Annotated in this window: 17 protein-coding genes; 4 read left to right on the top strand and 13 right to left on the bottom strand. The window is 69.0% G+C overall.

All coding sequences use genetic code 11. The features are described 5' to 3' along the window. Positions 1-11 precede the first annotated feature (11 nt). Entirely contained in the window at positions 12-596 is a 585-nt protein-coding gene (locus B7P44_RS22215; RefSeq protein WP_084908160.1) for a thiamine phosphate synthase, read from the top strand. Positions 597-625: 29 nt separating this feature from the next. Here B7P44_RS22215 and B7P44_RS22210 read toward each other — a convergent pair whose 3' ends face one another. Further along, positions 626-2,257, bottom strand: a complete 1,632-nt coding sequence (locus B7P44_RS22210; RefSeq protein WP_084909965.1) for a DUF3459 domain-containing protein — start codon at positions 2,255-2,257, stop codon at positions 626-628. Between the two features lie 251 nt (positions 2,258-2,508). Between B7P44_RS22210 and B7P44_RS22205 the strand changes: the two genes are divergently transcribed. Next, entirely contained in the window at positions 2,509-3,177 is a 669-nt protein-coding gene (locus B7P44_RS22205) for a glutathione S-transferase (protein ID WP_084908159.1), read from the top strand. 12 nt (positions 3,178-3,189) lie between these two features. On the opposite strand, the gene B7P44_RS22200 is transcribed toward B7P44_RS22205, so the two are convergent. Then, a complete protein-coding gene (locus B7P44_RS22200; protein ID WP_084908158.1) occupies positions 3,190-3,843 on the bottom strand; it encodes a DUF1345 domain-containing protein in 654 nt (217 codons plus the stop codon). 121 nt (positions 3,844-3,964) lie between these two features. Here B7P44_RS22200 and B7P44_RS22195 point away from each other — a divergent pair, with 121 nt between their 5' ends. Then, positions 3,965-4,696 carry a metallophosphoesterase gene (locus tag B7P44_RS22195; RefSeq protein ID WP_084908157.1) on the top strand — a complete coding sequence of 244 codons (732 nt, stop codon included), beginning with the start codon at positions 3,965-3,967 and terminating at the stop codon, positions 4,694-4,696. A 31-nt stretch (positions 4,697-4,727) separates the two neighbouring features. Here B7P44_RS22195 and B7P44_RS22190 read toward each other — a convergent pair whose 3' ends face one another. Continuing rightward, entirely contained in the window at positions 4,728-5,435 is a 708-nt protein-coding gene (locus B7P44_RS22190) for an RES family NAD+ phosphorylase (protein ID WP_084908156.1), read from the bottom strand. Further along, complete coding sequence (locus B7P44_RS22185) at positions 5,426-5,845, bottom strand: MbcA/ParS/Xre antitoxin family protein (protein ID WP_084908155.1); 420 nt, start codon at positions 5,843-5,845, stop codon at positions 5,426-5,428. The genes B7P44_RS22190 and B7P44_RS22185 overlap by 10 nt, the downstream gene beginning before the upstream one ends. A 216-nt stretch (positions 5,846-6,061) precedes the next feature. Between B7P44_RS22185 and B7P44_RS22180 the strand changes: the two genes are divergently transcribed. Then, entirely contained in the window at positions 6,062-6,844 is a 783-nt protein-coding gene (locus B7P44_RS22180) for an ABC transporter substrate-binding protein (RefSeq protein ID WP_084908154.1), read from the top strand. A 96-nt stretch (positions 6,845-6,940) separates the two neighbouring features. Here B7P44_RS22180 and B7P44_RS22175 read toward each other — a convergent pair whose 3' ends face one another. Genes B7P44_RS22175 through B7P44_RS22135 form a run of 9 tightly spaced genes read right to left on the bottom strand, consistent with a single transcriptional unit; the run spans position 6,941 to position 16,323 of the window. Beyond that, the gene (locus tag B7P44_RS22175) at positions 6,941-7,915 is read right to left on the bottom strand and encodes a type II secretion system F family protein (protein WP_084908153.1); all 975 of its coding nucleotides are present in this window, start codon (positions 7,913-7,915) and stop codon (positions 6,941-6,943) included. Positions 7,916-7,960: 45 nt separating this feature from the next. Further along, a complete protein-coding gene (locus B7P44_RS22170; RefSeq protein WP_084908152.1) occupies positions 7,961-8,938 on the bottom strand; it encodes a type II secretion system F family protein in 978 nt (325 codons plus the stop codon). Between the two features lie 48 nt (positions 8,939-8,986). After that, a complete protein-coding gene (locus B7P44_RS22165) occupies positions 8,987-10,354 on the bottom strand; it encodes a TadA family conjugal transfer-associated ATPase (protein WP_084908151.1) in 1,368 nt (455 codons plus the stop codon). Between the two features lie 20 nt (positions 10,355-10,374). Beyond that, on the bottom strand, positions 10,375-11,583 hold the full coding sequence (locus B7P44_RS22160; RefSeq protein WP_084908150.1) for a CpaE/TadZ family protein: 1,209 nt from the start codon (positions 11,581-11,583) through the stop codon (positions 10,375-10,377). Between the two features lie 30 nt (positions 11,584-11,613). Further along, complete coding sequence (locus tag B7P44_RS22155) at positions 11,614-12,075, bottom strand: TadE/TadG family type IV pilus assembly protein (protein ID WP_084908149.1); 462 nt, start codon at positions 12,073-12,075, stop codon at positions 11,614-11,616. Beyond that, positions 12,072-12,605: a TadE/TadG family type IV pilus assembly protein gene (locus B7P44_RS22150; RefSeq protein ID WP_084909964.1), complete on the bottom strand. Its 534-nt coding sequence runs from the start codon at positions 12,603-12,605 to the stop codon at positions 12,072-12,074. The genes B7P44_RS22155 and B7P44_RS22150 overlap by 4 nt, the downstream gene beginning before the upstream one ends. A gap of 11 nt (positions 12,606-12,616) precedes the next feature. Beyond that, positions 12,617-13,900 (bottom strand): pilus assembly protein TadG-related protein, encoded by a 1,284-nt coding sequence (locus tag B7P44_RS22145; protein WP_084908148.1) that lies wholly within the window; start codon positions 13,898-13,900, stop codon positions 12,617-12,619. A 24-nt stretch (positions 13,901-13,924) separates the two neighbouring features. Then, positions 13,925-14,221: a hypothetical protein gene (locus B7P44_RS22140; RefSeq protein WP_084908147.1), complete on the bottom strand. Its 297-nt coding sequence runs from the start codon at positions 14,219-14,221 to the stop codon at positions 13,925-13,927. A 20-nt stretch (positions 14,222-14,241) separates the two neighbouring features. Next, positions 14,242-16,323 (bottom strand): type II and III secretion system protein family protein, encoded by a 2,082-nt coding sequence (locus B7P44_RS22135; protein ID WP_084908146.1) that lies wholly within the window; start codon positions 16,321-16,323, stop codon positions 14,242-14,244. Positions 16,324-16,348: the final 25 nt, after the last annotated feature.

Here is a 16,348-nt window from a genome sequence, read left to right as displayed (position 1 = left end):
CGCGTCGCGCGATGAGCACGCCGCTGCCGCCCTGCTGCGTGATCACGCCGGAGCCGGCCTCCGCGTCGGACGCGGACTGCCGCGCATTCCTCGACCGGCTGTCGGCCGTGCTCCCGCGCGGCGAGACGCTCGTGCAACTGCGTGTGAAGTCGTTCGACGCGGCGGCGTTCGCGCGGCTCGCGGCCGACGCGCTCGCGCGCTGTAACGTAGCCGGCGCGCGGCTGGTGCTCAACGGCAGGATCGATGCGCAGGCGCTGACGCAACTCGACAGCGCCGGCTGGCACCTCGACGGCGCCGCGCTGTGCGCGGCCGCACGGCGGCCGCTGCCGAGCGCGCGGCTCGTATCCGCCGCATGCCATACGCTCGACGACCTGAAGCACGCCGAGCGCATCGGCGTCGATTTCGTCACGCTGTCGCCGGTGCTGCCGACGCTCAGCCACCCGGGCGCGCCGACGCTCGGCTGGGCCCGCTTCGCGGAATGGGCCGCGCAGGTCGCGATGCCCGTCTATGCGCTGGGCGGGATGACCCGCGACCAGCTCGCCGACGCGCGATGCCATGGCGCGCACGGCATCGCGGGCATCCGCGGCTTCTGGTAGCGCGTTCGCGCGCGGCGGTACTCAGCCACTCACGCAAGCATCCCGCGCCACGCGCCGTCGTCGATGCGGCGCACATCGTGCGTCAGCGCATACCGGTTGACGTCGCCCGTCAGCCACGCGACGAGCGAATAAGGCGGCAGCTCGCCGCCGTCGACCCGGTCGCGCGCGCGGCCCGGCGTCTCGAACACCACCATCCCCGCCGGCGCGTCGAACGGCACGCCATCCGGCGACAGGTTCAGCGCGATGCTGAGCGTCTCGCCGTCGGCGAGCCGCCACGACGCGAGCAGCGCATCGGCCTCGCCCGTGCTGCCCATGCGCAGCGTGTGCGCATCCTGCGGGCGGCAATCGGCCAGCCGCGGCGCGATCAGCTTCGCGCGCACCGCCAGCGCCGACTGCACGAAATGCGCGCGTTCGAGATCGCGCGCGGTTTCGTCGAAGATCAGCGGAATCTGCGGCGTCAGCAGCGACAGCGCGAGCGCGGCGAGGCCCGCTTCGCGATCCTGGCCGCTGTCCCGCCACGCGCCGTCCGACAGCACGAGCGACGTCAGCGGCAGCGCCGCTTCGGCCGGGCCGCCCTCGCCTTGCGCCGCCGGCTGGAACGCGGCACCGGCAGCCGTCAGCGCCCGCGCGAGCGTATGGATCGACTGATGCGACGAGATTCCTTCATGCCCGGACGCGTCGCGACCGGTCAGCCGGTGCAGCGCGCGTTCGCCGCAGCCGTTCCATTGCGCATCGAAATGCGTGTCGGCGAGATGCGCCGGATGCCGCTCGCTGCCGAGCACCAGGTGGATCAGCCGGTCGGACGGCACCGCCGCGCGCACGCGGTCCGCGATCTCGCGCAGCCATGTGATGCCGATGCGGTCAGCCTCGCGCAGCCGCAGGCCGTCGCAGCGGTATTCGTCGAACCAGTACAGCGCGTTGTCGCAGAAGAAATCGCACACTTCCGGATGGTCGAGCGCGAGCGGCGGCGCCTGCAGCGGATCGTCGCGGGAGTGGAAGAACGGCGCGGCGTAGTGGCGCAATGCGTCCGTGCCGCTGCCGAACCGCGCGTAGTCGAGTTCGAGCAGCACCGCGAGCCCGTAGCCGTGCGCGTCGTCGATCAGCGCCTTCAGCGCATCGGGGCCGCCATCCACTGCAAGTGGCGCGAACGGCAGGCTGTCGTGCGGCGACGCGAGCAGCTCGAGCGCGGTCACGCCGAGATGCGCGAGCTGCGGCAGCCGGCGGCGCACGCCGTCGAACCCGCCGGCCGCGCGCGGCTGGATCGCGTACAACGCGATGTCTTCCCACGGGCGGCCGCGCCAGAACGTGTGCCGCCACGTGAACGCGCGCGGATCGACGACCTCGCTCGGGCCGTTCAGCCCGTCGGGCTGCGAGCGGGACGCGGGATCGGGAATCGAGACCGCGTCGTCGAGGCGATAGCGGTAACGCGCGCCCGCGCCGCAGTCGGCAAAGACCTCGAACCAGTTGGGACCGGCCGGCAACATCGGCACCGGCGTCATGCCGCTGCCGGTATCGAGTTCGAGCTGGACCTGCGTGCAGCCGGGCGCCCATACGCGGAAATGCGTGCGCGGCGACGTGCCGATCGCGCCGCACGGCTGGGCGCCGAACGGCAGGCAATGAATGTAGTGATGCGCATACGGATCGTGCGGACAATCGGACATCATGCGCTCCTCGTGCGTGCCGGGCTGCACGGATGCGCCGTCGCGGCGGCGCAGGGGGCCTGGCATGCGGGTAGCCAAGCGGGAGAGAGTAGATGAGTATGCGCCGCATATTTTGGTGGCGACGCGCGCGGCCGGAGTTTATTAATAGAGTATCGACCCCGGTTGCATGACGCGCACCGCACGCGAATAGAAGTGCCGCTCGACACACGCGCCCACTATGATGGCGTTCCCGCCCCTGCCCCGGCCGCGCCATGCTCACCGTCCACCACCTGAACAACTCGCGCTCGCAACGCGTGCTCTGGCTGCTCGAAGAGCTGGGCGTGCCGTACGAGATCGCGCGCTACGAGCGCGACCCGAAGACGATGCTGGCGCCGCCCGCGCTGCGCGCGATCCATCCGCTCGGCAAGTCGCCGGTCGTCACCGACGACGGCCGCACGTTCGCGGAATCCGGCGCGATCGTCGAGTACCTGGTCGAGCGCTACGGACAGGGCCGCCTCGCGCCGCCGCCGGGCACGCCGGAGCGGTTCGACTACACGTACTGGCTGCACTACGCGGAAGGCTCGGCGATGCCGCCGCTGCTGCTCAAGCTCGTCGCGCTGCGGATCGCGAACGCGCCGATGCCGTTCTTCGCGCGGCCGATCGCGCGCAGGATCGCCGCAACGCTGCAGTCGAGCTTCATCGACCCGCAGCTCGCGCTGCATCTCGGCTATATCGACGACACGCTGCGCCGCACCGGCTGGTTCGCCGGCGACGGCTTCAGCGCGGCGGACATCCAGATGAGCTTCCCGCTCGAGGCGGCCGCCGCACGCGGCGACGGCGGCGCTCACCCGGCGATCGCGCGCTTTCTCGAGACGATCCACGCGCGACCCGCGTACCGGCGCGCGCTCGAACGCGGCGGCCCGTACTCGCTGCTCAAGTGAACCGCGCAGCGCTCAGCCCAGCAGCCCGGCCGCGACGTTGATCGACAGGCCCAGCACCGCCATGTTGAAGTAGAACGACAGAATCGACTGCGACAGCACCGCGCGCCGCGCCGGACGGCTGCCGAGCGCCACGTCGGCGGTCTGCGACGCGACCGCGATCGTGAACGAGAAATACAGGAAGTCCCAGTAGTCCGGTTCGAGCTTCGTGTCCGGAAACCGGAGCGCGCGCTCGCTGGTCGGCGATGCGTAGTACAGCCGCGCGTAGTGCAGCGTGAAGATCGTCGGGATCAGGAACCACGCGCCGAACAGCGTCGCGCCCGTCACCGCGTAGTGGCCGAGCCCCGCGCGAAAGCCCACGCCCTTGGCCGTCGCGAGCTCGATCGCGATCGCCGCGACGCTCGCGACCGTCGCGAAGCAGATGATCGTCAGCACGGTGGTCGCGTTCTCGTCCTCGCGGATCGCGATCTCGCGCACCTGGTGGTGGTGCGCGGTCACCATGCGCACCCACATCAGCACGAGATACAGCCACACTGCGCAATCCCAGCCGACGAGCGCGCGCACGGTCGAGCGCAGCTGAAGCGGCAGCAGCAGCGCGCACAGCACGCCGACGACAAAGGCCGCCACCAGGCGCGGACGGTTGCGTAATACCTGCGGATAAAGGGTCATAGTGCATTTCCGAAAGCGAATGAAAGGCGTCGGTCAGCCCGGGGCGGTCCGACTGGTACCGCCCCGATTATCGCCATTCCGAACGGTCGTGGCGATGATCGCAAGCGCCTAAGATATTGGGATGACTGCGACCCTTGCCCTCTGCCGCCATCCCGCGAACACCGTCGGCCGCGATTTCGTGGTCGGCGACCTTCACGGCTGCCTCGATGCGCTGCGCGCGCTGCTGCACGAGATCCGCTTCGATCCGGCAGGCGACCGCCTGTTCTGCGTCGGCGACCTCGTCGACCGCGGCCCCGAATCCGAAGCCGCGCTCGACCTGCTCGATCGCCCGTGGTGCCACGTGGTGCGCGGCAACCACGAGGAAGTGCTGAGCCTCGTCGCGCACGGCAAGCTGGCGCCCGACGCGTGGCGCGGCATCGGCGGCGACTGGGGCGCGGACCTGCCGCCGCAGCGGCTGCGCGAACATGCGGCGCGCGTCGACGCGCTGCCGCTCGTGCGCGTGGTCGGCGACGGCCCGGACCGCTTCAACGTGCTGCATGCGGAATTCTTCGGGGCCGACGCCGACCTCGATACGGGCCGCTACGCGCCCGACGTGCGCGAGCGGCTGATCTGGGGCCGCGAACTCGTCCAGGGGCTCGCCGACCCCAGCTGGCAGCGCGGGCTGTCGCTCACGTGCAGCGGCCATACGCCGGTGCGCGCGCCGCTGCGGATCGGCGCGCAGTGGTTCATCGACACGGGCGCGTTCGCGCCGGCCGGACGGCTCACGCTCGTCGAGCCGCGCACCGGGAGCAGCTGGTCGGTGACGCAGGCGCAAGCGCGCGAACGGCATGCGGAGCAATGGCCGTTGCCGTGACGCGCGGCCACGCCTGCCCTGCCGGCCGGTGCTACCCGACCTGACTCAGTTCGTACACCGCATCGATGCCCGCGCCGTTCCAGTTGTATTCGAGATAGGCCGCGTGATGACAGTCGCGCAGGATCGTGGTGCGGAACGCCGCCAGGCATTCGCCGAGCGGATCGCGCACCGACGGATAGACGACCCCCGCGCCGCCCGCGTCGCGCACCGCGCGGCCGAGCGCCTGCCCCGCCGCGTAGTTGAGCGGATGCAGCAGCGCCGGATCGCGGCGCGGCCACGTGCGCACGTCGGCCACGTCGCCTTGCGCGGCCACCGTGTACAGCCGCATCTGCTGGCGCATCGGCGGCTCCTTCGTCGCGGCCAGGAACAGCCCGCTGTGGTAGCGGGTCTCGGCGATCGCCGTGTCGCGCGACCGCGCGCAGTAGAACACGCCGTAGCTGCCGTCCGAGAAGCGGCTGCCCTGCGGATTCAGGTGGGTGAACGCGGCCATGATCGGCCCCCAGCCGAGCCCGTAGCGGCGCTCCCCGGGCGGCACCAGGTCGAGCGTGCCGACCTCGTTGCGGATGCGGTCGTTGGTCAGCGATTCGAGCGCGTAGAGCGCGTCGAAGTCGTCCGCCGACGCGACGCGGTCGAACAGGTTGATCGCCGGAAAGCGGGTGGGGATGACGCGATAGGCGGGCGTCCAGTCGAGGGCCGTGGTCGGCCAGTTCATCGACGCGTCGGGAATGTTCACGCCCATCCGCCTCGCATTGCGTCGAGATACTGGCGAACCGCGACGAGATCGCCGACGTTGCCCGCCAGCATGCGGTCCAGCGCGCGCTTGCCGCCGAACGGCGCCGCGTCGTTCGGGCGCTTGACCCACGCGTCGGCGGCGGCCGATTGCGGCAGCAGGATCTGCAGCGCCTTGTAGATGCCGAGCAGCAGCGACAGCCGTTCGAGCGTGTCGCGCGGCAGGCGCGCCGATTCCGGCGCCGACTTCCACTTGAAGAACGTCGACCGGCCGGGCGAGCCGAGCAGCACGATCTGCTCGTCGATCGTCAGTGCCCAGTCGCGCGCGATGTTGAAGAACGCGCGCAAGCCGGCCGCCGACATCTGGGCGACCGAAGCCTGCGGCGGAACGGGATGCGGGACGTGAGCGGGCCGGGACATGAGCGTTAGTCTCAAAACGAATTCACTAACAAGATTAGTCCATATTCGTATTTATGCAAGGGTCGGCACCCGGCGTTCGGCGCCCGCTCGCGCCGAAATGATATTTTTTGTCCATTATGGACTCCGATTTTATTTTCTGCGTTAATGACGGCACGGGACAGCGCGGATGTCTCCCGTCCGCTCCGGAACCGGACAGACCACGCCAAGGAACGCACCATGAAGAGACTGATTGCCGCCGTTTCGATCGCCCTGCTCGCGGTATCGGCAGGCCCCGCCGCCGCGAAGGACTGGACCACGCTGCGCTTCGGCACCGACGCGAGCTACGCGCCGTTCGAGTCGAAGGCGCCCGACGGCAAGCTCGTCGGCTTCGACATCGATCTCGGCAACGAGATCTGCGCGCGCCTGAAGGCGAAGTGCGTGTGGGCGGAGAACGATTTCGACGGGATGATCCCTGCGCTGAAGGCGAAGAAGTTCGACGCGGTGCTGTCGTCGATGTCGATCACCGCGCAGCGCGCGGAGCAGATCGCGTTCACGACGAAGATCTACAACCAGCCGACGCGTCTCGTGGTGAAGAAGGGCTCGCCGCTCTTGCCGAGCGCCGACTCGCTGAAGGGCAAGTCGGTCGGCGTCGAACAGGGCACGACGCAGGAGGCGTACGCGAAGGCGTACTGGGCGAAGCAAGGGGCGAACGTCGTGTCGTACCAGAACCAGGACGGCGTGTATGCGGATCTGCTGGCCGGCCGCCTCGACGCCGCGCTGCAGGACGAGGTGCAGGCCGCGATCGGCTTCCTGAAGTCGCCGCGCGGCGCAGGCTACCAGTTCGTCGGGCCGGAACTCGTCGACGAGAAGGTGCTCGGCGTCGGCGCGGGCATCGGCCTGCGCAAGGAGGACGCGGACCTGAAGGCGAAGATCGACCGCGCGATCCTCGACATGGTCAAGGACGGCACCTACAGGCGGCTCGCGTCGAAGTACTTCGATTTCGACATCTACGGCGGCTGACGCGCCGGCGCGCCCCGCCAAAAAGACGCGGCCGGACAAGCCGGCCGCCTCCCCTCCCCGCCGCCGTGATCCGGCGGCGCCTGTCGTCCGGAATTCTCAGCCGCCGCTCATCGACGCAAACGTCGGCAGCAGGATCCGGTAGATGTGGATGAACGCCGGCCCGAGCAGCACCGTCAGCAGGGCCGGAAAGATGCAGAAGATCAGCGGGAACAGCAGCTTCAGCGCGATCTTGGCCGCGCGCTCCTCCGCGCGCATGCGCCGCCGCGTGCGCAGCATGTCGGACAGCACGCGCAGCGAATCGCCGATGCTCGTGCCGAAGCGGTCGGCCTGGATCAGCATCGCGCAGAACGATTCGATGTCCTCGACGCCGGTGCGCAGCGCGAGATTGCGCAGCGCGGCTTCCTTCGTGAAGCCGGAGCGCATTTCGAGCAGCATCAGGTCGAGCTCGCTCGCGACGACCGGGCTGCGGAACTGCAGTTCCTCGCACACCTTGAGCAGCGCCGAGTCGAGGCTCAGGCCCGCCTCGACGCACACGGTCAGCAGGTCGAGCGCGTCCGGGAAATCCTCGAAGATCACGCGTTGGCGCGACGCGATCTTGCGCGACAGCACGACGTTCGGCAGGTAATAGCCGATCGCGCCGAACAGCACGAGGATCATCGACAGCGTGTAGCGGCTCTCCGCGAGCCGCGTGGTGATCAGCGCCGGCAGCAGCACGGCCGGCAGCACGATCGCGAGCAGCGTCTTGGCGCCGAAATACACGCTTGCCGCGTTCGGCCCGCGCCAGCCGGCGTTCATCAGCCGGACCCGCAGCGGCGACGTCTCCCAGCCCTCCTTCGGCACCGACAGCTTCGAGATCGGCTTCGACATCTCGGCGAACTTCGCGACCCACTCGGACGCGAAGCCGCCCGTCGAGGCGCCGTCGCCGAGCGTCACGGCGGCGCCGCCCGCCTGCTGCAGGCGGCGCTGCATGTTGCGCGGCACGAAGACGAGCAGCGCCACCAGCGCGCCGGCGAACACCGCCGCGAACAGTCCGCCGAGCATCAGGACTTGCATCAGGTTCAGGTTTTGCATGACAACTCCTCGATCAGAGCGTGACGCATCCGGTCACGCCGCGCGTCAGACATGGATCCGGATGATCCGGCGCATCCACAGCACGCCGAACGCCATCGACACCAGCGTGGTGACGACCATCTTGATCCCGGCCGGGTCCTGCCAGAGCACCGCCAGGAATTCCGGGTTCAGCAGCATCATCGCGCCGGCGGTGGCGAACGGCAGCAGCCCCAGCACCCACGCCGACATGCGCCCTTCCGCCGACAGCACGCGAATCTTGTCGAACAACTTGAAGCGCTCGCGGATCAGCGCGGCGATGCTGTCGAGCAGCTCGGCCAGGTTGCCGCCGGTCTCGCGCTGGATCAGCACCGCGATCACGAAGTAGCGCAGGTCGCGCACCGGCACGCGGTTCGCGAGATTCATCAGCGCGTCGTGCAGCGACACGCCGTAGTTGATCTCGTCGAACGTGACGCGGAACTCGGCGCCCATCGGCTCGGAAAACTCGTCGCTGACCATCCCGATCGCGCTCGTGAACGCATGGCCGGAGCGCAAGGCCCGCGCGATCATGTCGCATACGTCGGGCAGCTGGCGCTCGAGCTTGCGCATCCGGCGTGCGCGGTGGCGCATCACGTACAGCAGCGGCAGCACGCCGGTCGACAGCGCGATCAGCACCGCCACCGGGAGCGGCAGCATCGTGAAGGTGAGCGCCACCAGCACGAGCGGCGGCAGCACGAGGCTGATGCCGACCAGCTTCGCGACCGACCAGCTCATGCCGGACTGCTGCAGCAGCAGATCGAGCGAGTGCACCCGCGGCATCGCCATCAGCAGGCGATCGAACGGCTTCGCGTCGTTGAGCATGCGCTCCTTCAGGATCGACAGCCGCTCCTTCTGCACCTGCCCGCCCGCGGACATCGCGCGGATGCGCGCCTCGATGCGCTTCGCCGCGACGCCGTGCCGGGCGTTCCACCACTGGTAGATGCCCTCGAACGCCAGCACGACTGCGACGAACAGGAGAATCACAAACGCGTAGAAGATCGGATCCATGGTCATTCCTTGTCATCGGAGCGCGGCCGGCGCATGCCGGCCGCGCCGTCAGTTCGCCTCGTAATGACGCGACGGGTCGTAGAGCGCGTCCGGCAGGTTGATGCCGAACGCCTGCAGGCGGTCCGCGAACTTCGGCCGCACGCCGGTCGCGGTGAAATGCCCGCGCACCGTGCCGTCCTTGTCCATGCCCGTGCGCTTGAACGTGAAGATCTCCTGCATGTTGATGATGTCGCCTTCCATCCCGGTCAGCTCGGAGATGCTGACGATCTTGCGCTTGCCGTCCGTCAGGCGCGCCGCCTGCACGACGACCGAGATCGCCGACGCGATCTGCTGGCGCATCGTCTTCGGCGGCAGCGACAGGCCGGCGATGTTGATCATGTTCTCGAGGCGCGTCAGCGCGTCGCGCGGCGTGTTCGCGTGGATCGTCGCGAGCGAGCCTTCGTGGCCGGTGTTCATCGCGTTGAGCATGTCGAGCGCCTCCGCGCCGCGCACTTCGCCGAGGATGATGCGGTCCGGGCGCATCCGCAGCGCGTTGCGCACCAGCGTGCGCTGCGTGATCTCGCCCTTGCCCTCGATGTTCGGCGGACGCGTCTCGAGGCGCAGCACGTGCGGCTGCTGCAGCTGGAGTTCCGCCGCGTCCTCGATCGTGACGATCCGCTCGTTCTGCGGGATGAAGCCGGACAGGATGTTGAGCAGCGTCGTCTTGCCGCTGCCGGTGCCGCCCGACACCAGCACGTTCACCTTCGCGCGCGACAGCGCGTCGAGCAGCTCCGCCATCGGCGGCGTGAGGCTCTGGAAGCGGATGAGGTCGTCCATCTTCAGCGGGCACACCGCGAAACGCCGGATCGACATCAGCGGCCCGTCGATCGCCGACGGCGGGATGATCGCGTTGACGCGCGAGCCGTCCGGCAGGCGCGCATCGACCATCGGGCTCGATTCGTCGATGCGGCGGCCGACGCGCGACACGATCTTCTCGATCACCTTCATCAGGTGCGCGTCGTCGTAGAACGTCACGTCGGTCAGCTCGAGCTGGCCGTGCCGCTCGACGTAGACCTGCTTGAACGTGTTGACGAGGATGTCCGACACGCTCGGGTCGCGCAGCAGCGATTCGAGCGGGCCGAAGCCGAACATCTCGTCGTACACGTCGATCGCGAGCTGGCGCCGCTCGATGTCGTTCGCGGGCAGCTTGTCCTCGTCGAGGATGCGCGCGATCAGCATCGTGATCTCGTGGCGGACCTGCTCCTGCGGCATGCGCGACAGGCGCTCGAGCTCGACGCGCTCCAGCACCGCGGCGTGGATCTCGCGGCGCAGCTTCTGATAGGCCTCGCGCACCATCGCGCCGCCAGGGCCGCCGTGATCGGCGCGCGCCGAGACCGGCGGCACCCGTTGCATGGACAACTGATCGCGCAATGACATGATGGACTCCTCGAATGAATTCACATGGACTTGAGTTTCGGCGTCGCGCCGCGGCCGAACAGCCGGGCGATCAGCGGTTCATTGCGTTGCGCGCCGCGCCCCGCGCGCACCTCGCCCTCGACGAGCTGCTTCGCGCAGCCCTGCAGCGCGCGGGCCACCGTGCAGTTGCGCGCGAGGCGCGAAATCGGGTGCCCCTGGTTGACCGACTCGAGCACGGTGACGGGGTCGTCGGGAATCACGTCCGCCGCGTGCAGGCCGAGCACCTCCTCGAGCGCGCAACGCGTGCGCTCGCTCGCGCGCGCGTTGCGGTTCACGACGAGGCGCAGCCGGTCCGACGTATAGCCGAGCGACATCAGGATTTCCTGCAGCCTGCGCCCCGCGCGCACGTGGGGCATCGTCGGCAGCAGCACGAGCTCGATCTGGTCGCTGCGGTCGAGCGCGACCATCGACACCGGATTGAGGTTCAGGCCGACGTCGAAGATCACGAAGTCGTAGCGCGGCGCGGCGACGCCGAGGATCCACTCGAGCGCGTCCTCGCGTATCTCGGCCGCCTTGACGGGGTCGCCCGCGCCGGCCAGCACGTGGAAGGTCTCGCTGACCCGCGCGACGCTCGCGTCGAGAAACGCGCCGTCCAGGCGCTCGAGCTGCGTGCACAGCTGCGGCAGCGTCGACGGCGGCGTCTCCTCGGTGACGAGGAACGCCGCGTCGCCGAACTGCTGGTTCAGGTCGATCAGCAGCACGCGGCGCTTGAAGGTCTCGGCGATCTCGTATGCGACGTTGCTCGCGACGAACGTCGTGCCCGAGCCGCCCTTGCACGACATGAACGACACGATCCGGGTGTCGCCGCCGTCGCGCCGCGTGCTCTGCGCGGCCGCGCGCTGCAGCGCATCGGTGAGCGCATGGACTTCGAGCGGCCACGCCAGCACGTCGCGCACGCCGGCGCGCATCGCGTCGAGCAGCGTGTGCGGCGACGCGTCGGCAGTCACGAGCATGCAGGTCAGGCTCGTGTGCAGCCGGCACATCCGCTCGATTGCGGACAGCTCGGCCGCGTCGAGCGACGCGCCGTCGACCATCAGCACGTCGAACGCGTCGAGCCCGTCGGTGCGATGCTCGATCTGCGACGGCCGGCCCGCCGCGCGCGTGACGCGGTAGTTGCCGCAGTCGGCGACGAGCCGCGCGATCTGCGTCAGACGCCCCGTCTCGTCGGAAGCCACGAGGATGTTGATCATGTTGTACCCCTCGCCAGTTCGGCAGTTCGGTTAATTGCAGACCGTGCCGCCCGTCGAAGACGCAAGGCTTTCGCGCGGCAGCGTCGTCGTGAACGACGGCATCGTGACCTTGACCTTCACGAACGGAATCAGAGTGGTGACGGTGATGTTCGTCACGCTCACCGTCACGAACTCGCAGGTGCTGCGCGCGGTGGCCGCATCGGAATCGCAGCCCGCCGGCGCGTAGCTGAGCGCCACGTTCGCGGACTTCAGGAGCGGCATCAGCGACGTGATGCGCTTCTTGATGACCGTCGCGTCCGCATCGCAGACCGTCGCGGTACGCGCGCCAAGCCGCATCGCCTCGCTCGCGGTGTTCCAGTAGAACAGCACGCGGCCGAACTCGCAGATGCCGATCAGCACGGTGCAGAAGATTGCCGCGACCATCGCGAATTCGACGGCGGTCGCGCCGCGTTGCATGCGACGGCGCAGCGGGACATGAGCGCGCGGTTTCATGACACTTGCCTCATCACGGTGACGATGTTGCCGAAGGTGAAGGCCTGCAACCCGTAGAACGCGGGGATCGGCTGGTACTTGTAGCCCTTGATCTTGACCTCGACGAGGTTGATGCTGCCCGACGGCGTGCCGGTCGACGCGCCGTTGTTCGAGTCGTAGGTCGGCACGTTTGCGAACTGCGCGGGATCGGACGCGTCGCTGCACCCCGTCGTGTGCGCGGAGTCGCAGACGATCACCATCGAAGTCGTCAGGCCGGGCGCGAGCTCGGTGCCCGACGCACCGCAAGTCTCGCTGCCGTAGACGGCGAGACACTGCGCCGACGCGATCGGATAGGCCGGGTCGCTCGGCAGGAAAGTCGACAGGTAGCGTGCGGCATTGCGCGTCGACTTGGTCAGCGATTCGTACTGGTAGATCGCGCGGCCGAATTCCGCGACGCCGGTGACGAGCAGCACGAGCGGGATCAGCACGAACGCGAACTCGACAGCAGCAACACCGCGCGTGCGGGAACGGCGAAGCGGGGATCGTTTCATGATCGTCTCCGTCACTGGATGAGCATCGGCACTTTCGGGCCGGCCGATGTGGAATCGCCCGGCACGCCTTCCGACGCACATGGGTTGTTCGCTGCCGAGCTCGACGAGCCGAGGTATTCGAGGTGCGCGGTGATGCTGCCGGAACCGCCAGCGCTATTCGACTGCACGGGGTCCAGCATCAGCACGCAGTCCCATTGCAGCACGGCTGTCTTGTGAGCACCGCCCGTGCCCAACGACGAGCAATCGACTTCGGGGGCGATCACGATGCGGCGGTCGGCGCCGTAGCTCTGGTAGTCGCTCTTGCTCAGGGCCGTTCCGGCCGTGCTGATGCCGGTGGTCGAATCGCCCTGATAGACCTGGTTCTGCGACCGGTCATTCAAGAAATGCGCATAGGCGTCGGGCGCGGTGTCGGGGTTCGACGTCTGCGAGAAGCCCGTCGCCGCGTTGTACGTATAGCCGGTGAAGTCCGGCGTATTGCCGCTCGACCCGGCCGTCGGCGCCTTGAAGCCATGTCCGTAGATGCCGAAGCGCGTATTCCACGCGTCGGCGCTCGCGGACATGTTCCCGGGCGAGCCGATCTGCGCGGTGCCCGACGGCAGGTCGCAGTAGTTGCCTGTGAGTTCGTTGGTGATCGACGAATTGCTGTTCGATCCGTCGAGCGCCGCCCAGCCGAAATTCCCGCCCGACCACGTCGTCGCGCTGCCCAGCGCGGTGATCCAGTTGCCGGGCGCGTAGCCGCCCGCCTTCTTGCAGATGAACACGGGAATCGCGCAGTTCGTCTGCGCGGGGCCCACCGTCGCGACGGCCATCGCCGACACCGACGCGTTCGCGATGCTCATCCCCGGCATGGCGTTCAACGCCTGCATGAACCAGTTCGCGATGTTGCTGAGCGACGTCGTGCATTTCACGTACTTGATGCTCGACGGCGACCCGACCGAACCCTTCGGCAGGAACGAATTGGTCAGCGAATCGCTGAAGGTCACGTTGGAATCGGTGTTGAGCTGCACCGGCGCGCCCTGGAAAAACGCGTAATTCAGATGACCGGCCGTGATGCCGTCCGCTTCCGCGATCGACAGGTTGAGCGCGCTCGTCAGATCACGCGCAGCCGCCAATGCACAGGCATCGGCGCTGTTCTGCAGCTCGCTGCGCGTGACGTACAGCTTGCCAAGATCCAGCGCGAGGCCGACGAACCCGATCAGCACCGCCAGCGCGAGGGCGACGACGACCGCGACGACGCCGCGCTGGCGGTGGATGCCGCGAGCGGTGATTCGAGGATGTTGAGCGACGCGGGACATGGCACTCTCCCTGATTGGCTTTCGTTATTGGTTGCCGGACTTGCTGATGCCGATCACGAACGTGTTCGACTGCGGCTGGACCGTCTGGAACGACTTGTCGTAGTTGTCCAGCGCAGCCGCCGCGGCGCTGCCCGACACGGCCGGCTTCGGCGCGTGCTCGGCGGCGTGCGGATCGATGACCTGCGCTTGCGTCACAGCGCGCACCGATTCGCCGAAGCGGCCGTCCCACACCGGCGTCGACGACATGCAGCCGGCGAGCGCGGCGGCGAGCGGCACGGCCAGGGCCGCGCGGCGCACGAATACGAGGTAGGCGGATTTCATGAGCTTCCCCTTGAGTGTCTTCAACGATCGGTGGACGACGGCGCGGTGTTCGCGCCGGCAACCTGTTGCGGGTGACGATTCGCCGGGCTCGGCGGGTTCGCCTGGGTCGCCGCGGCGATGCGGGCCGCGGCCGCTTCGATGCGGGCGACGCGGGCCGCCGTCGCGTCGGCGGCGGCCGGTGCGGCGGCTGCGGCCGGTGCCGGGTCGGCCTTCACCGGCGACGGTGCGGCCGCGAGCGGCTTGGCAGGTTCGGCCTTCACCGGCGACGGCGTTGCCACGAACTGCTTGGCCAGCACGGTCTTCACCGGCGACGCCGCTGCCGCGATCGGCTTGGCCGGCACGTCCTGCGTCGTCACCGGCAGCGCCGTCGTGGCCGGCTGCACGGCCGGATCGGCGTGCGGCGCGCGCGGCGCCGGCAGCGCGGCGGAGGCGGCCGGCGCGTCCGACTGCGGCGCGGGCACCGGGGCCGGCACCGGCGCGGGAGCCGGCGCCTGCGACTGTGGCATCGACTGCTGCGCCGGAGCGGCTCCGCTCGCCGGTTCCCTGCCGTGCTTGCGCAGCCCGCCGCGCCCTTCCATGTTGCCGGTCGCGAACACGTCCGCTTCGTTGGTCCGGGTGAAGCTGTCGGTCGGCAGCGGCAAGTCGGCGGTCTGCAGCGGCTTCACGAGGTGCGGCGTGATGATGAAGATCAGCTCGGTGCGGTCCTGCTGGAACGACGTGCTGCGCGCCAGCGCCCCCAGCACCGGGATTTCGCCGATGCCCGGCACCGCCTTCAGCGAGCCCGTCACGTTGTCCTTGATCAGCCCGCCGATCGCGAACGTTTCGCCGTCAGCCATCTGCACCGTCGTCGATGCACGCCGCGTCGTGATGAGCGGCAGGATCGACGCGCCGGCGACGTTGGTCGCGGTGAGCGTGACGCCCGTCTGCGACAGCTCCGACACCTCCGGCGCGACCTTCAGGCTGATGCGGCCATTCGACAGCACCGTCGGCAGGAACCGCAGCGCGACGCCGAACTCCTCTTCCTGCAGCGTGATCGTCGTGCCGCCGCCGGTATTGCTCTGCGGGACCGGGATGAAGATCTTGCCGCCGGCGAGGAACGTCGCCTCCTGGCCGCTGATCGTCACGAGGTTCGGCTCCGCGAGAATCTTGACGAGGTCGTCGGTGTTCTGCGCGTCCACCGCGACGCGGAACGGCCGGTTGTTCGCCTTGTTCGCCATGATGCCGCTCGCGACGCCGGCGAGCAGGTTGCTCACCAGCGCACCGCTCCACGAGCCGAAGCCGCCCTGGATGTTGAACGCCGAGCCGAGCTGGTTGATCAGCGTCTTCGACACCTCGGCGACCTTCACCTCGAGCATCACCTGCTGCGGCGCGGTCACGGTCAGCATGTTGAGCACGGTGCCGCCCTTGTTGTCGCCGTTGGCGCCGCTGCTGCCCGCATTCGCATAGGCCTTCGCGATCGCGGCCGCCTGCTGCGCGGCCTGTGAGCTCGACACGTTGCCCGCGAGCACGATCGTGTCGGCCGCGGTCGACACGTGGATGTCGCGCTCGCCCGGCATCAGCTGCCCGAGCGACGCCTGCAGGCCGCCTGCGTCGGCGCCGACCGCCACGTCGATGATCCGGCACGCGCCGCTCTTGCCCTGCACGATCATGTTGGTCGTGCCGACCGACAGCCCGAGGATGTAGAGCGTCTGCGGCGACACCATCGTCGCCTGAGCGACGGCCGGGTTGCCGATCGTGCGGTTGCGCACGGGCTCCGGCATCGGCACGAGCATCGACTTGCCGAGCGGCACGCTGACGGACGTCGATTCGCGCACCGCGCCGACGCAGTTCGGCCCGCGCAGCGGCCCGTTCGCGGCGGCGGCTGCGGCCCCCGCGGCGGGCGCCGGCGTCATGCTGATCGTCATCTGCATCGGTCCCTTGCCCATCGCCGCCGGCGCGCTCGCCGGGCCGCCCTTGAGCAGGGCGCCCGACTCGGCGCCGACCTGCGCGACCGCGCTGTACACGTTGAACCAGCCGGCGCACAGAATTGCCGCCACCATCGCGCCGTGCAGGGCGCGCAGGCGCGCCGGTCCGGCTCCAGAGCTTTGCGGTTTGATCTTCATTTCGTCTGATCCCCCGAATTCCCGG

The sequence above is a fragment of the Burkholderia ubonensis subsp. mesacidophila genome, assembly GCF_002097715.1.
GTDB classification, from domain to species: domain Bacteria; phylum Pseudomonadota; class Gammaproteobacteria; order Burkholderiales; family Burkholderiaceae; genus Burkholderia; species Burkholderia mesacidophila.
Note: the sequence above shows the minus strand (reverse complement) of the source record. Positions and strands in the feature narration are given on the sequence as shown.

Coding starts and splice junctions, on each gene's coding strand:
- B7P44_RS22215 (WP_084908160.1), top strand. CDS start 12: ATGAGCACGCCGCTGCCGCCCTGCTGCGTGATCACGCCGGAGCCGGCC.
- B7P44_RS22210 (WP_084909965.1), bottom strand. CDS start 2,257: ATGTCCGATTGTCCGCACGATCCGTATGCGCATCACTACATTCATTGC.
- B7P44_RS22205 (WP_084908159.1), top strand. CDS start 2,509: ATGCTCACCGTCCACCACCTGAACAACTCGCGCTCGCAACGCGTGCTC.
- B7P44_RS22200 (WP_084908158.1), bottom strand. CDS start 3,843: ATGACCCTTTATCCGCAGGTATTACGCAACCGTCCGCGCCTGGTGGCG.
- B7P44_RS22195 (WP_084908157.1), top strand. CDS start 3,965: ATGACTGCGACCCTTGCCCTCTGCCGCCATCCCGCGAACACCGTCGGC.
- B7P44_RS22190 (WP_084908156.1), bottom strand. CDS start 5,435: ATGGGCGTGAACATTCCCGACGCGTCGATGAACTGGCCGACCACGGCC.
- B7P44_RS22185 (WP_084908155.1), bottom strand. CDS start 5,845: ATGTCCCGGCCCGCTCACGTCCCGCATCCCGTTCCGCCGCAGGCTTCG.
- B7P44_RS22180 (WP_084908154.1), top strand. CDS start 6,062: ATGAAGAGACTGATTGCCGCCGTTTCGATCGCCCTGCTCGCGGTATCG.
- B7P44_RS22175 (WP_084908153.1), bottom strand. CDS start 7,915: ATGCAAAACCTGAACCTGATGCAAGTCCTGATGCTCGGCGGACTGTTC.
- B7P44_RS22170 (WP_084908152.1), bottom strand. CDS start 8,938: ATGGATCCGATCTTCTACGCGTTTGTGATTCTCCTGTTCGTCGCAGTC.
- B7P44_RS22165 (WP_084908151.1), bottom strand. CDS start 10,354: ATGTCATTGCGCGATCAGTTGTCCATGCAACGGGTGCCGCCGGTCTCG.
- B7P44_RS22160 (WP_084908150.1), bottom strand. CDS start 11,583: ATGATCAACATCCTCGTGGCTTCCGACGAGACGGGGCGTCTGACGCAG.
- B7P44_RS22155 (WP_084908149.1), bottom strand. CDS start 12,075: ATGAAACCGCGCGCTCATGTCCCGCTGCGCCGTCGCATGCAACGCGGC.
- B7P44_RS22150 (WP_084909964.1), bottom strand. CDS start 12,605: ATGAAACGATCCCCGCTTCGCCGTTCCCGCACGCGCGGTGTTGCTGCT.
- B7P44_RS22145 (WP_084908148.1), bottom strand. CDS start 13,900: ATGTCCCGCGTCGCTCAACATCCTCGAATCACCGCTCGCGGCATCCAC.
- B7P44_RS22140 (WP_084908147.1), bottom strand. CDS start 14,221: ATGAAATCCGCCTACCTCGTATTCGTGCGCCGCGCGGCCCTGGCCGTG.
- B7P44_RS22135 (WP_084908146.1), bottom strand. CDS start 16,323: ATGAAGATCAAACCGCAAAGCTCTGGAGCCGGACCGGCGCGCCTGCGC.